The sequence below is a fragment of the Haloferax sp. Atlit-6N genome (assembly GCF_003383195.1).
GTDB lineage: Archaea > Halobacteriota > Halobacteria > Halobacteriales > Haloferacaceae > Haloferax > Haloferax gibbonsii.
The window spans coordinates 1,234,133-1,246,458 of record NZ_QEQJ01000001.1 but is presented as its reverse complement, the minus strand read 5'-3'; the positions used below and the strand labels follow the sequence as shown (position 1 = coordinate 1,246,458).

Below are 12,326 nucleotides of genomic sequence, written 5' to 3'. Positions count from 1 at the left end.
GGGGCAAACACTTCTTTGCGCATGCGACTCTCCGAAGCCACTTGGACCGAGGTCGCTGCCCTCGACGGCGACCTCGCGCTCCTCCCGGTCGGAAGCACGGAACAGCACGGCCCGCACGCGCCGCTCGGAACCGACGCGCTCAACGCCGAATCGGTCGCCGAGGCGGGTGCCGACGCGTTCGACGGCGAGGTCGTCGTCGGCCCGACCATCCCGGTCGGCGTCGCCGAGGAACACCGCGCGTTCGACGGCACGCTCTGGGTCTCGCCGGACACCTTCCGCGCGTACGTCCGCGAGACTATCGAATCGCTCGCCCACCACGGCTTCGACCGCGTCGTCGTCGTCAACGGCCACGGCGGCAACATCGACGCGCTCGCGGAGCTCTGCCGGCGCGTCTCGCGGACGGGCGACGTCTACGCGGTCGCCTTCACGTGGTTCGACGCCGTCGGCGACCACTCCTCGGACATGGGCCACGGCGGCCCGCTAGAAACCGCCTTACTCCGTCACACGCACCCCGAACTGGTCCGCGAGGACCGAATCGACGAGGCCCGCGATGGGGGTGCCGACCGCTGGGGCGAGTGGGTCTCGGGCGTCAACCTCGCCCACGACTCCGACGAGTTCACCGACAACGGCGTCGTCGGCGACCCCGCCGAGGGGGACGCCGACCGCGGCGCGGAGCTGGAATCGCTCGCGGCCGAGGCGCTCGCGTCGCTCCTCGACGCGGTCGAGCGCCGGCAACTCGACTGAACGGCTCGCAAGTCGGCGCGCCGGCTCACCGGCGGGCCGGTCGGCGGGTTACTCCTCTTCCTCTTCTTCTTCGTCGTCGGCCGCTTCCGCCGCCTCCGCGGCGTCGGTGAGCGCGCCGCGGAGCTGGGGCATCGTGTTGGTGAGTTCCCCGACGAGTTCGTGGGCCTCCTCGACCATCTCGATGAGCTCCTGGAGCTCCTCGATGGCTTCTTCGAGGTCCTCGGGGTCGTCGAACGCCTCGGCGCGCTGGCCGATGACGTACCACTTCTTGGCCTGTCGGACGTGTTCGGCCGCGCCCTCGACGTCGAGCGAGGAGCGGAGACCGTTGAGGACGCCGAGGACGTTGTCGGCCTCCGCGTCCCACACGTCGTCCGGGTCGGGCAGCGCCGACCGGGCCTCGTCGAGGTGCTCCTCGACGTCGGCGCGCATCTCCGCCGCCGCCTCTCCGAACAGGTCGTCGTCGCCGAGCGTGCTTTGACTCATGCTCACACGTTCGGCGCGCGGGGGTTTAAAAACGACCCCGAAAGTGAAAGTGAAATCGAACGACTCCGCGCTCGTCGCGGGTGGATTCTCAGTCCACGTCGCCGAGGTAGACCGCGTCGCGTCCGCCGCCCATCTCGTCGGGGTCGCCGTCCCGAAGTCGGTCGCCGAGCGGGCCGGGGAAGAATCGGACCTCGCCGAGTTCGTCGAGGGGGAGCCACCGCACGCCCACCTGAACCGAATCGCGCTCTGTCGGGTCGTCCGGGTCCTCGCTCACTCGCTCGCACCAGAAGAAGTGGTCCACTTGGTGGCCGTCGTCGCCTCTGTCGTCGTAGTGCGTCGAGGGGACGAAGTCCCTGACGAACGCGAGCGACCCGACGGCGACCTCGTAGCCGGTCTCCTCGTACACTTCCCGGCGGACCGTCTCCGCGAGCGACTCGCCGCGCTGTTGGCCGCCGCCGGGCGCGACGTACCAGTCCTCGCCGTCGGTGCGGTACCGAATCGTGAGGAGTTCGCCGTCGCGGACGACGAGCCCGCGGGCGGCGCTTCGCGGCCGGGTCATTCGACCGACACGAGTTTCATCAGCGGGTAGCCGTCTTCCATCTCCATGCGCGTCCGGACGCGCACGCCCTCGTAGTCGATTTCCATCTCGACTTCCATGAACCGCCCCGTGAGTTCCGTGTAGTCGGCGGTCGACTCGGCGAGTTCGGCGTCCAGCGCGTCGTCGAGGATGCGCACGGAGACCGACTCGCAGTACGGTTGGTTCTCGATGGCCTCGGCCATGGCCCGTTCGAGGCTCCGGGCGCTGTCGGGCGAGACCGGCGTGCCGGCGAACTGGTGGTAGAGCGTTCCGAACTTGATGCCCGCCTCGAAGCAGGCCGTCTGCGGGTCTGTGACCATGCCCGGAACTCCGTCGCCCTCGGGTAAAGTTCGGCGGTTTGAGGGGTCGCGCGAGCGCGAACCGGTCCTTACTTAGCCTCTCTTGTTAGAACTTACACCGAATGGACCAGCCGGTTTTGCTGACGGGGGCTGGCGGGCGCGTCGGCCAGGCGATACTAGGGCACATCGGCGACGCCTACGACTGGCGGCTGCTGGACCGCGAGCCACTCTCCGACGAGAAGATACCCGACTCGGTCGACCCCACGGAGGTGTACGTCGCCGACGTCACCGACGAGACCGCCGTGCGAAACGCCATGGACGGCGTCGAGGCCGTCATCCACCTCGCGGGCGACCCGCGTCCCGAAGCGCCGTGGGACAGCGTCTTGCGGAACAACATCGACGGCACCCAGCAGATGTTCGACGTCGCCGTCGATGCGGGCGTCGAGAAGTTCGCGTTCGCCTCCTCGAACCACGCCGTCGGCGCGTACGAGACGATGGACCGGACCCCGGACATGTACCGTCCGCACCACGAGTTCCGACTCGACGGGACCGAACTCCCGCGCCCGAGTAACCTCTACGGCGTGAGCAAGGCCGCCGGCGAGACGCTCGGCCGGTACTACCACGACCACCACGACATCTCGGTCGTGAACGTCCGCATCGGGAACCTCACCCAGCACCACCCGCCGAAGGAGTACGAGCGCGGCCAGGCGATGTGGCTGTCGTACCGCGACTGCGCGCACCTCTTCGAGTGCTGTATCGAGGCCGACTACGACTACGAAATCGTCTACGGTATCTCCGACAACGACCGCAAGTACTACTCCATCGACCGCGCCCGCGCGGTGCTCGGCTACGACCCCCAGGACAACTCCGCCGAGTTCACCTTCGAAGGCGAACCGCTGGACGAAGCCTGATTGCGGCGTCGGAACCTCGGTTTTTAACATCGTTGCACGCCCGTTCTTCAGGCGACTCCGTCATGTAAAACAGTTGGTCTGTAGAACGCACGGATCGACCGGAAGGCTTCCAGCTTCCTAAACGACAATATTCGGGATTAGCTTCTGGGGTACATCTCGAAGAAGGTCGCGTAAGCAGTGTAGGACAGAGCGGCAACTAACAATCCAAATCCGATTGTGGCAATCCCTACGCCAGCCCAGTATAGCGACTGAACCGTAGTAACCAACGTGGGTAAGAGAAGTACCACAGAAAGAGTGAGTGCGACCAAGCTCAGAGTAGCCAATCGAAAGTCAAGACCATCCATCACAGTCGTGAGCGTGACATATTCACGATGGACTTTGTTTTCTATTTCGCCGGTTGCCGGGCCAGGCCCCTGGAATGCGTCACTACTTGGGTCGGGATACATTGACCGAGCCAACGCAGCATCCTCGTATATGTCACTAAGTACGCCCATATACAGAGCTACCGCGGGCAGTGAAAGGGCGATGACCTGAAGGACAGCCCCAGTATTGGACACAAGAAAGGACGTGGCACGAAATAGTATAGATGCATCGGATATATTGACTGCACAGAGTCAAATCCCATCGCCTACTGAGGAGCTCAAACGCCCACCGTTTTCACCTTTTCTCACTCGAACAGGCCGCTCACGTCGTCTTCGCGCCGTCGCCGACGGCGGACGTGCTCACTCAATCGCTGAAACACCAGCCCGCGCTGGGCCTCGTTGCGCACGAAGTCGAACACCATCGCCGTGAACTGCGTCTGCGTCCCGTCGGCGACCTCCTCGCGGGCGTACCCGACCGCGTCGGCGACGATAGCCTCGTCGTAGCCGTCGAGTTCCTCCGCGAGCGTCTCGGCCGCGACGGCGACCGCGTCGAAATCGAGGTCGTCGTAGGTGACGACTCGCCCGGCGAGTCGGAGCGCGAGCGGGTCGTCGGCGACGGCGGGGTCGGCTTCGAGTCGTGCGAGAAACGCCCGAACGCCGGCGAGGTCGACGCCGCGGTAGTCGTCGCCGAGGCCATCGAGGTACTCCCGCGCACTCCGGGCGAGGCCGACCGCGCCCGAGTCGTTGCCGTCGCGGGCGTGGTGGACCGCCGCGGTGAACTGGATGAGGCCGTGGAGGAACCGCTCGTCGTCGCTCCCGCGGTCGAGCGAGAGCCACGTCGCCTCCCACGCGCCGTGGGCCGCCCGGTACGCGCCCGCGTTGTAGATGGCGACGCCTGCGCGAAGCGAATCGTCCATGCGAACCGTTCGCCGTCTACGAGTAAAGATTCCGCGAAAAGCGGGGGCACCCGCTGTAGGCCTTGCATACTTATGCCTCTCGGGAACATATGTGGTATGATAGCATATGAATGCCCTCGAAACCCTCGTCCGAGGTGTCGTACGATGACCCAGTCCCCGGTTTGTATCCGCTGCGGTGAGCAGTACCTGTTCACGCGGGCGTACAAAGGCAACTACTGTCGGGACTGCCACGGGTCGTGGGCCGCGAAGCCCCGGTCCGAGGAGGCGCCTCGTCCCCGCCCACAGCGGTCTCGCACGACCGCGTCGGTCCGTCGCCGCGACGACGACGGGTCGCGCGACCTCGAACCGCCCTACGACGAGGCGTAAGCTCGTTTTTTCCGGCCAGACTGCCGAGTGCGCTCGGGAGTCCGCGTTCGGTTTCGTCAACCGCCACGTTCGTACCCGCGACGGGTAGGCACCCGTTAGCGACGGTTAGGGGACGCGTTCGCCCCGCGGATTGACCCGACCGGTGACTCTATACGCCGCCCGGACGAGCGCTATCGAAATGTCGTCCGAGTCGATTACCGTCCATCTCGTCGGGGACTCCACCATGGCCGATAAGGATGCCAACGAGCGTCCCGAAACCGGCTGGGGAATGCCCTTCGCCGACCGCTTCGACGACGCCGTCGCAGTGGCGAATCACGCCCGAAACGGCCGGAGCACCCGCACGTTTCTGGAGGAGGGCCGCTGGCGTCCCGTCGTCCGGCAGTTGACCGAGACCGACTACGTGTTCGTCCAGTTCGGCCACAACGACGAGGTGCCCTCGAAGGAACAGCACACGACCGAGGAGGCGTTCGTCGACAACCTCCGGACGTTCGTCGGCGAGACGCGCGAGCAGGGGGCGACGCCCGTGTTGCTCACCTCCATCGCGCGTCGTCACTTCGACGACGACGGCGTCCCGAAGGACACCCACCGCGAGTACGCCGACCTGACGAGAGCCGTCGCGCGCGACCGCGACGTGCCGTTTATCGACATGGACGAGCGAACGCGTTCGCTCTTGGAGGAACTCGGTCCCGCGGACTCGACGGCGCTCTACAACCATCTGGAGCCGGGCGAACATCCGAACTACCCCGATGGAATCGCCGACGACACGCACTTCAGCGAGCACGGAGCGCGCCGCATGGCCGACCTAGTGCTCGACGGGGTCGAAGAACTGGACCTCGGACTGGCCGCCCACGCCGAGTCCTGACGCGCGCTGAACTCGCTCGCGGCGATATCGCTCGCCGTTCAGATTCCGTACGGAGACTGTAGACCGACCCGGGAGAACAGAAGGCTCTCGGAGGTCAGTTCCAGAGAGAAACGTCCTGACGGAGATTTGAACTCACTTGCTCCCTTCGGTCGCTCCCTGTTCAAATCTCCTCGGTGGCCGCTCACCGCAGACAGACCGAGAGCCACAGAGGGCTCTCGGAGAATAGTGTTCTAAAGGAAAGCGTCCTGACGGAGATTTGAACTCCGGTCCCTGGCTCCGCAAGCCAGGAGGATAGTCCACTACCCTATCAGGACTGTCTTGCTGCATTCTTCGGTACTCGACGGTTACTTAAGACGGTTACGATGTGAACTCCCAGTGAACCGCGGGACCACGGCACGAGGCGGGCGTCGAACTCCGGGCACGGAACCCGGTCTCCGGCGTGAACGACGACCGCTTCTCACGCCGTCTCCGGCGCGTTTCCGTCCGCCGCGGCGACCGTGCGTACCGCACGCAAAGGACTTTTTCGCCGGCGAGCCTAGTCTCGTGTGTGAATCGACGCGCGCTCCTCCTCGGAACCCTCGGGCTGTGCACCTCGCTCGCGGGGTGCGCGAGCGGCGGCGACGACGCCGCCGAGCGGTCGACGGCGAGCACCGAGACCGAGGCTGCGTCGACGACGGAGACGCCCCGCCGTCCGCGACTCGTCGGGCGCTCGTTCACGCCCGTCCGCGCCGACGCCTGTCCGGCCGACGGGGCGCTCGCGACCGAGACCGAGACCGGGTTCTCGGTCGTCGGCTGTGTCTCGGGGGCGACCGAGTGCACCATCGCTCGACTCGCGCGGGCCGACTACGACGCCGACGCGGACACGGCCACGCTCGTCGTCGAGGCCGTCGAGCGGACCGACGTGAAGAACTGCGCCGAATCGCCGGTCGCCCGCGGCTACGAGGCGACGCTCCGGTTCGAAAGCGGCCTCCCCGGCCGGGCGGTCGTCGTCCACGACGACGCCGGCGGTCGCCGCGAGGTCGCCCGCGTCGACGCGGACGCCTGACGGTCCGAAGGTTCAAATCCGAGGCCGCGGCCACCCCCGCTATGTCGCTCGATTCGCGCGGCCGGTTCGGCGGTCCAATCCGGAGGAAAACAACGCTTAAGCGCCGCCCTTCCCTGTTCGTCCATAGTATGAGTACGACGTTTGGTCTGCCGCGACGCGCGCGCTTCGTTCCGGGAGGTGACGCCTGATGGGCGTCATTCGGGAGGTCTACGACGACCTCGACACCGATGTCGAGTTCGAGAAGTTCGAGGCGGCGGTCAACGATAAGGTCGAACAGATGGGCGGCCTCGCCGACGAGGAGACGGCGGCGATGCTCATCGCCCACGAACTGCGCGACGAGGAGGTCAACGGCATCGCCGACATCGAACCGGGCATGGAGGACGTGAAGTTCCTCGCCAAGGTCGTCAGCATCGGCGAGGTCCGGACGTTCGAACGCGACGGCGAGGACGAAGACGGGCGGGTCGTCAACATCGAGGTCGCCGACGAGACCGGTCGCATCCGCGTCTCGCTGTGGGACGAGATGGCCGCCGGCGCGAAGGAGAACCTCGAAGTCGGCACCGTCCTCCGCATCGGCGGTCGCCCGAAAGACGGCTACAACGGCGTCGAGGTCAGCGCGAGCAAGGTCGAAGAGGACCTCGACGCCGAGGTCGACGTGCAGGTGCTCGACACCTACCGCGTCGAAGACCTCGCGCTCGGCCTCTCGGACGTGAACCTCGAAGGCAAGATTCTCGACACCGGAACCGTCCGAACGTTCGACCGCGACGACGGTACCGAGGGTCGCGTCTCGAACCTCTCGGTCGGCGATCCGACCGGCCGCGTCCGCGTCACGCTCTGGGACGAGCGAGCGGACCTCGCCGAGGAACTCGAAACCGGCCAGTCGGTCGAGGTCGTCGACGGCTACGTCCGCGAGCGCGACGGCTCGCTCGAACTCCACGTCGGCTCCCGCGGCGCGGTCGAAGTCATCGACGAGGACATCGAGTACGTCCCCGAGACGACCGACATCGGCACGCTCGAACTCGGCCAGACGGTCGACATCGCCGGCGGCGTCATCGAGGCGGACGGCAAGCGCACCTTCGACCGCGACGACGGTTCCGAGGGACAGGTCCGCAACATCCGCGTCAAGGACGGCACCGGCGACATCCGGGTCGCCCTCTGGGGCGAGAAGGCCGACGCCGACGTCGACCTCGCGGACTACGTCGTCATCACCGACGTGGAGATAAAAGACGGCTGGCAGGAGGACCTCGAAGCCTCCGCCGGCTGGCGGTCGTCCGTCACCGTGATGGACGAGGCCCCCGAGGGCGCGGCCGGGACCGATGCCGGCGATTCGGGACCGACGCCGCCGAGCGACCAGGGCCTCGGCGCGTTCTCCGGCGGCGGTTCGTCCGGCGGTTCGTCCGAGTCGTCCGGTGACGCGTCCGCCGCGAACGGCGGGTCCTCGTCGGACGCGACCGCGACGGAGTCCGCCGGCGAGTCGGTCGAGTTCACCGGGACGGTCGTGCAGGCCGGGACGCCGGTCATCCTCGACGACGGCACGCAGACCAAGACCGTCGACACCGACGCCGACCTCGGCCTCGGCGACGAGGTGACGGTCTCCGGCACGGAGACCGACGGCCGCATCAGCGCCGAGACGGTCGAGGTCCACACCGGCGCACAGCGGTAACGACGAGGGCGCGACGAAACGACGGCGCTGCGAAGCGCCGAGGCGACGGCCGGTCGCCCATCGTCCCGCCGTCGGCGGGCCATCGAATCCCACTCATCGTTCGTCCGGTTTTGCGGGTTCTCACAGCGAAATCCCATCGCTCGGGAGCGCTGCGTGCGATAAAATACAGAAGGGGCCGCGACGGAAAGGATTATACGCCGCACGGACCCGATATGTGGGTATGAGTGTCGAGCTACCGTTCGCCCCGGTAGACGCGATTATCCGGCAGAACGCAGGTGAGTTGCGAGTGAGCGCCGGCGCCGCCGAGGCGCTCGCCCGCCGGATTCAGGACCGCGGCGCGGAACTCGCGATAGACGCCGCCGACCGGGCGACGGCGGACGGTCGCAAGACGTTGATGGCCGAGGACTTCGGCGTCCAGCAGGTCGTCGACCGCGACGAACTCCTCCTCCCTATCGCCCCCATCGACCGTATCGCCCGCCTCCGAATCGACGACCGCTACCGCGTCGCGATGGACGCTCGAATCGCCCTGGCCGATATCCTCGAAGACTACGCCGTCAACGTGGCGGGCGCCGCCGTCAAACTCGCCCACCACGCCGACCGGCGGACGGTCCAATCCGAGGACATCGAGACCTACTTCTCCCTCTTCGAATAATGCAATTCGGCTACAGCGAAACGTGTCTCGACCACGACACCGGGCCGCGACACCCCGAGACGGCCGACCGACTCCGAGCGATACGACGCGGGCTGGCGAAGCGCCACGGCGTCGAGTACGTCGACGCGCCCCCCGCCGAGAAATCGACCGTCGCGGCCGTCCACGAAGACGGCTACGTCGACGAGTTCCACGACTTCTGTCGCGACGGCGGCGGTAACTGGGACCCCGACACCGTCGCCGTCGAGGCGTCGTGGGACGCCGCGCTCACCTCCGCCGGCCTCGCCGAGTGGGCCGCCCGGGCCGCCCTCGACGGCGACGACGGCCGCGACACGCCGTTCTCGCTCGGCCGCCCCCCGGGCCACCACGCCGTCGAGGACGACGCCATGGGCTTTTGTTTCTTCAACAACGCCGCCGTCGCCGCGCAGGCGGTCATCGACGACGGCCTCGCCGAGCGCGTCGCCATCTTCGACTGGGACGTCCACCACGGCAACGGCACGCAGGACATCTTCTACGACCGCGGCGACGTGTTCTACACGTCCATCCACGAGGACGGCCTCTACCCCGGCACGGGCGAGGTCGAAGAGACCGGCGAGGGCGACGGCGAGGGGACGACTCTCAACGTGCCGCTCCACGCCGGCGCGGGCGACGCCGACTACGTCTACTCGTTCGACGAGGCGGTCGCCCCCGCAGTCGAACGGTTCGACCCCGACCTGTTCATCGTGAGCGCCGGCTTCGACGCCCACCGCCACGACCCCATCTCGCGGATGCGCGTCTCGACCGAGGGGTACGCGATGCTCACCGAGTGCGTCCAGGACCTCTGTGAGGCGACCGACGCCGCCATCGCTTTCGTCCTCGAAGGTGGCTACGGCCTCGACACCCTCTCCGAGGGCGTCGCGACCGTCCACGAGACGTTCGACGGTCGCATCGCCATGGACCCCGACGAAGACCCCGACGAGAAGAACGTCGAGCTAGTCGACGACGTGCGCGCCGCTCACGGTCTCGGCGCGAAGTAACGACCCAACTCGGCGCCGAACGACTCGGCGAGCGCGGCCACGTCGTCGCCGACGAGCACGTCGTAGCCGTCCTCCCTGAGCGTCGATTTCACGTGTTTTCCGAGCGCCACGTCGAACAGCGCGTCGCTTTCGAGGAAGTCGGTCGCCGAGGTGAACTCCCGCTCCCGCTCGACCACGTAGCGGTCGCCGTCGAGGAACGGTCCGTAGTGGTCGTCGCCGTCCTCGTACGCGTCGTAAAACCCCTCGGCGTGGCGTCGGACGTGGACCGGCGGCCCCTCGTGGCGCTCGACCGCGGGACGCTCGGCAACCGAGAGTTCCGCGAAGAGGACGGCCTCTGCTTCGTCGCCGGCGTCGTCGGCGGCGAACGTCGCGCGCCGGAACACGTCGAAGCCGCGCCTGTCGAGGCCGTCGGTGACGCCGGTCAGCGACTTTCTCAGCTGCGGGTAGAGCTGGTCGTCCACGAGGTCCGGGCAGTCGAAGACGACGGCGACGGCCGTGGTCCCGCGGCGGTCGAGGTGGCTCCGAACGCCGTCGGCGTCGAGCGCCGGCGGGCCGGGCCGGAAAAACAGCGATTCGCGCGGCTCAGCGAGCAGGTCGCGGGCGTAGTGCTGGAGTCGGGCGACGTTCTCAGCCGAGCAGACCGCGGCGACGTTCCGCTCGGGGTCGGTCGGGTCGATGACGACGAGCGGGTCCGAGAAACGCCGCGTTCCGTGGCTTTCCGGGTCGAAATCGACCTGCGGGCTCCAGTCGGCGGCCGCCCGAAGCAGCGGCTCGAAGCCGCCGTGTTCGACCACGAGGAGTTCGGCGAGATAGCCGGAGAAGCCCTCGGTGCGGAGGTCGCTCCCGTAGGCTCCGATACCCTTCAGGAACCGCTTGAAGACGCGCACGTCGGCCGCGAGGTCGTCGTCGAGGCGCTCGGTCAGGTAGGCGTTGTGAAAGGGCGTCCGGTCGACCGCCGAGCGGATGTCGGAGGCGGTGGGCACGTCGTAACAGGGGACGAGGTCCACGTCGAAGCCGTCGTAGTCGCCTTTCACGTAGGGATGTTCGGCGTACTCCTCGTGGCCGTCGGGGAGGACCGCGTGGCCGACTTCGAGGCCGTACGTTTCGAGCTCCTCGCGGTCGAGGTCGGCCGGGAAGCGCACGAACAGGTCGATGTCGCGGTCGCCCGAGAGCCACGTGCCGCGGGCGGTGCTGCCGACTTGGAGCGCGTCGGCGTCCACCGGCAGGTCCGCGAGGGCGTCGCGGACGCGGGATTCGAGGGCCGACGCGGCCTCCGCGAGCGCCCGACGCTCCGCCTCGTCGGGGTCGATGCGCTCGCGGACCGCGGCGACGACCGCGTCGAGGTCCGAGTTCGTCATGCCCGCTGGTTTCCCGCGGGCGGGCGAAAGCGTGACGGTGCTCCCCCGACCGCGTCAGGCGGTGGCATCCGCCAGCCGTCGGGTAAAAACGAAAGCCCTATCAAGAAACATCGAATACGAGAGAGTGCAGACGAAAGCCGCCGTAGCTCAGTTGGTAGAGCACCTCGCTGTTAACGAGGTTGTCCCAGGTTCGAGTCCTGGCGGTGGCGCTTCTCCGTTTCTCACGCCGATGAGCGGTACGTCTCCGATTCGCCGGCGGCGGCTTCTGATAAGACATAAGAGGGACGACGGGAAAGAATCGACCGAGGGCCCTTAGCTCAGTCTGGTCAGAGCGCTCGGCTCATAACCGGGTGGTCATGGGTTCGAACCCCATAGGGCCCATAATAATTTTAGTCGTTTTGTTGCTGATGAAAAAGCAACTCTACGGCCCCTCACGCGCCTAAATTCGCCGTTTCCGCGGAATCTCAAAACGCCCAAAAATCCCAATTCCATAAGCTCTGCTTACGGACCGGCCCGCGGTCGGGCGATAACTTTAGCCGGGGGTGTTCGGTAGATGTCGCAGGCTCGTCGAGCGACGAACCTGTGGCGGTACGTCGAGTACCGATGTCGGAGCTGCCACGAGTGGTGCCTCGTCGATCACTCGACGCGCGCGGCGAAGATGCGCGAGTGCAAGTACTGCGCGCGCATCCCCGCCATCGAGGACGAGACTCGAGACCATCGACTCACCTCGCTTTTGTGGGCGCACCAGCTGGCCGAGGAAACCACCGCAAGGACCGGAACAGCGGAGGGCGGGTCCCAGTCCGCCCGGAGCGGCCGGAAGCAGGGGCTTGCCCCTGACCCGGAAGGCGGTCCGCATGAGGCCGGCGGCCGCCGGCCGAAAACGAGCGGCGGTAAGGCCCAGTGCCGTCTGAGCGATTTCATCCGCACAGACGGGGGTAGCAGTGAGTAGCGAGGGCACCCCCGCACCCGGCGGTCGCGACTCACCAGCCGACGGTGTGGCCTCTCGGCCTTCCAAGGAGACTAACTCTGTAGAGCCCTCTACCACCGATTCTCCAGCAGAGGACAACTACGACGAAC

13 protein-coding genes and 3 tRNA genes are annotated in these 12,326 nt (G+C 67.1%); 10 read left to right on the top strand and 6 right to left on the bottom strand.

The annotated features are described in order from the left end of the window. Window positions 1-21: 21 nt before the first annotated feature. Window positions 22-744 (top strand): creatininase family protein, encoded by a 723-nt coding sequence (locus DEQ92_RS06410; RefSeq protein WP_004973334.1) that lies wholly within the window; start codon window positions 22-24, stop codon window positions 742-744. A gap of 48 nt (window positions 745-792) precedes the next feature. On the opposite strand, the gene DEQ92_RS06405 is transcribed toward DEQ92_RS06410, so the two are convergent. The 3 genes from DEQ92_RS06405 to DEQ92_RS06395 all read right to left on the bottom strand — a co-directional run bounded on the left by DEQ92_RS06405 (window position 793) and on the right by DEQ92_RS06395 (window position 2,124). Then, a complete protein-coding gene (locus tag DEQ92_RS06405) occupies window positions 793-1,227 on the bottom strand; it encodes a DUF5790 family protein (protein WP_004973330.1) in 435 nt (144 codons plus the stop codon). An 88-nt stretch (window positions 1,228-1,315) separates the two neighbouring features. Further along, window positions 1,316-1,786 (bottom strand): NUDIX domain-containing protein, encoded by a 471-nt coding sequence (locus DEQ92_RS06400; protein ID WP_004973329.1) that lies wholly within the window; start codon window positions 1,784-1,786, stop codon window positions 1,316-1,318. Next, on the bottom strand, window positions 1,783-2,124 hold the full coding sequence (locus DEQ92_RS06395; RefSeq protein WP_004973327.1) for a dihydroneopterin aldolase family protein: 342 nt from the start codon (window positions 2,122-2,124) through the stop codon (window positions 1,783-1,785). The genes DEQ92_RS06400 and DEQ92_RS06395 overlap by 4 nt, the downstream gene beginning before the upstream one ends. 101 nt (window positions 2,125-2,225) lie before the next feature. Between DEQ92_RS06395 and azf the strand changes: the two genes are divergently transcribed. Continuing rightward, entirely contained in the window at window positions 2,226-3,014 is a 789-nt protein-coding gene (gene azf / locus DEQ92_RS06390; RefSeq protein WP_050458618.1) for an NAD-dependent glucose-6-phosphate dehydrogenase, read from the top strand. A 667-nt stretch (window positions 3,015-3,681) separates the two neighbouring features. On the opposite strand, the gene DEQ92_RS06380 is transcribed toward azf, so the two are convergent. Further along, window positions 3,682-4,293, bottom strand: coding sequence for a DUF309 domain-containing protein (locus tag DEQ92_RS06380; RefSeq protein WP_115820582.1), 612 nt, complete (start codon window positions 4,291-4,293; stop codon window positions 3,682-3,684). 144 nt (window positions 4,294-4,437) lie between these two features. On the opposite strand from DEQ92_RS06380, the gene DEQ92_RS06375 reads away from it, so the two are divergent. After that, window positions 4,438-4,659 carry a hypothetical protein gene (locus DEQ92_RS06375; protein ID WP_050458621.1) on the top strand — a complete coding sequence of 74 codons (222 nt, stop codon included), beginning with the start codon at window positions 4,438-4,440 and terminating at the stop codon, window positions 4,657-4,659. Window positions 4,660-4,837: 178 nt separating this feature from the next. Beyond that, complete coding sequence (locus tag DEQ92_RS06370; RefSeq protein ID WP_004973314.1) at window positions 4,838-5,521, top strand: rhamnogalacturonan acetylesterase; 684 nt, start codon at window positions 4,838-4,840, stop codon at window positions 5,519-5,521. Window positions 5,522-5,762: 241 nt separating this feature from the next. Here the strand turns inward: DEQ92_RS06370 and DEQ92_RS06365 are convergent. Further along, window positions 5,763-5,835: transfer RNA gene (locus tag DEQ92_RS06365), tRNA-Arg, on the bottom strand. Window positions 5,836-6,068: 233 nt separating this feature from the next. Here DEQ92_RS06365 and DEQ92_RS06360 point away from each other — a divergent pair. The 4 genes from DEQ92_RS06360 (at window position 6,069) to DEQ92_RS06345 (ending at window position 9,891) form a co-directional block, all read left to right on the top strand. Next, window positions 6,069-6,566: a hypothetical protein gene (locus tag DEQ92_RS06360; RefSeq protein WP_115820581.1), complete on the top strand. Its 498-nt coding sequence runs from the start codon at window positions 6,069-6,071 to the stop codon at window positions 6,564-6,566. A gap of 187 nt (window positions 6,567-6,753) precedes the next feature. Next, window positions 6,754-8,226 (top strand): single-stranded DNA binding protein, encoded by a 1,473-nt coding sequence (locus DEQ92_RS06355; protein ID WP_115820580.1) that lies wholly within the window; start codon window positions 6,754-6,756, stop codon window positions 8,224-8,226. A gap of 220 nt (window positions 8,227-8,446) precedes the next feature. Next, window positions 8,447-8,878 carry a histone gene (locus DEQ92_RS06350; protein ID WP_004973309.1) on the top strand — a complete coding sequence of 144 codons (432 nt, stop codon included), beginning with the start codon at window positions 8,447-8,449 and terminating at the stop codon, window positions 8,876-8,878. Further along, a complete protein-coding gene (locus DEQ92_RS06345; RefSeq protein WP_115820579.1) occupies window positions 8,878-9,891 on the top strand; it encodes a histone deacetylase in 1,014 nt (337 codons plus the stop codon). Before DEQ92_RS06350 ends, DEQ92_RS06345 begins: the two co-directional genes overlap by 1 nt. Here the strand turns inward: DEQ92_RS06345 and cca are convergent. Continuing rightward, window positions 9,870-11,249 carry a CCA tRNA nucleotidyltransferase gene (cca, locus tag DEQ92_RS06340; protein WP_115820578.1) on the bottom strand — a complete coding sequence of 460 codons (1,380 nt, stop codon included), beginning with the start codon at window positions 11,247-11,249 and terminating at the stop codon, window positions 9,870-9,872. The two genes, DEQ92_RS06345 and cca, sit on opposite strands and share 22 nt — an antisense overlap. 136 nt (window positions 11,250-11,385) lie before the next feature. Between cca and DEQ92_RS06335 the strand changes: the two genes are divergently transcribed. Both DEQ92_RS06335 and DEQ92_RS06330 read left to right on the top strand, forming a co-directional pair. Further along, window positions 11,386-11,458, top strand: a tRNA-Asn gene (locus tag DEQ92_RS06335). 97 nt (window positions 11,459-11,555) lie between these two features. Next, window positions 11,556-11,630: transfer RNA gene (locus DEQ92_RS06330), tRNA-Ile, on the top strand. The last annotated feature ends 696 nt before the right edge of the window (window positions 11,631-12,326 follow it).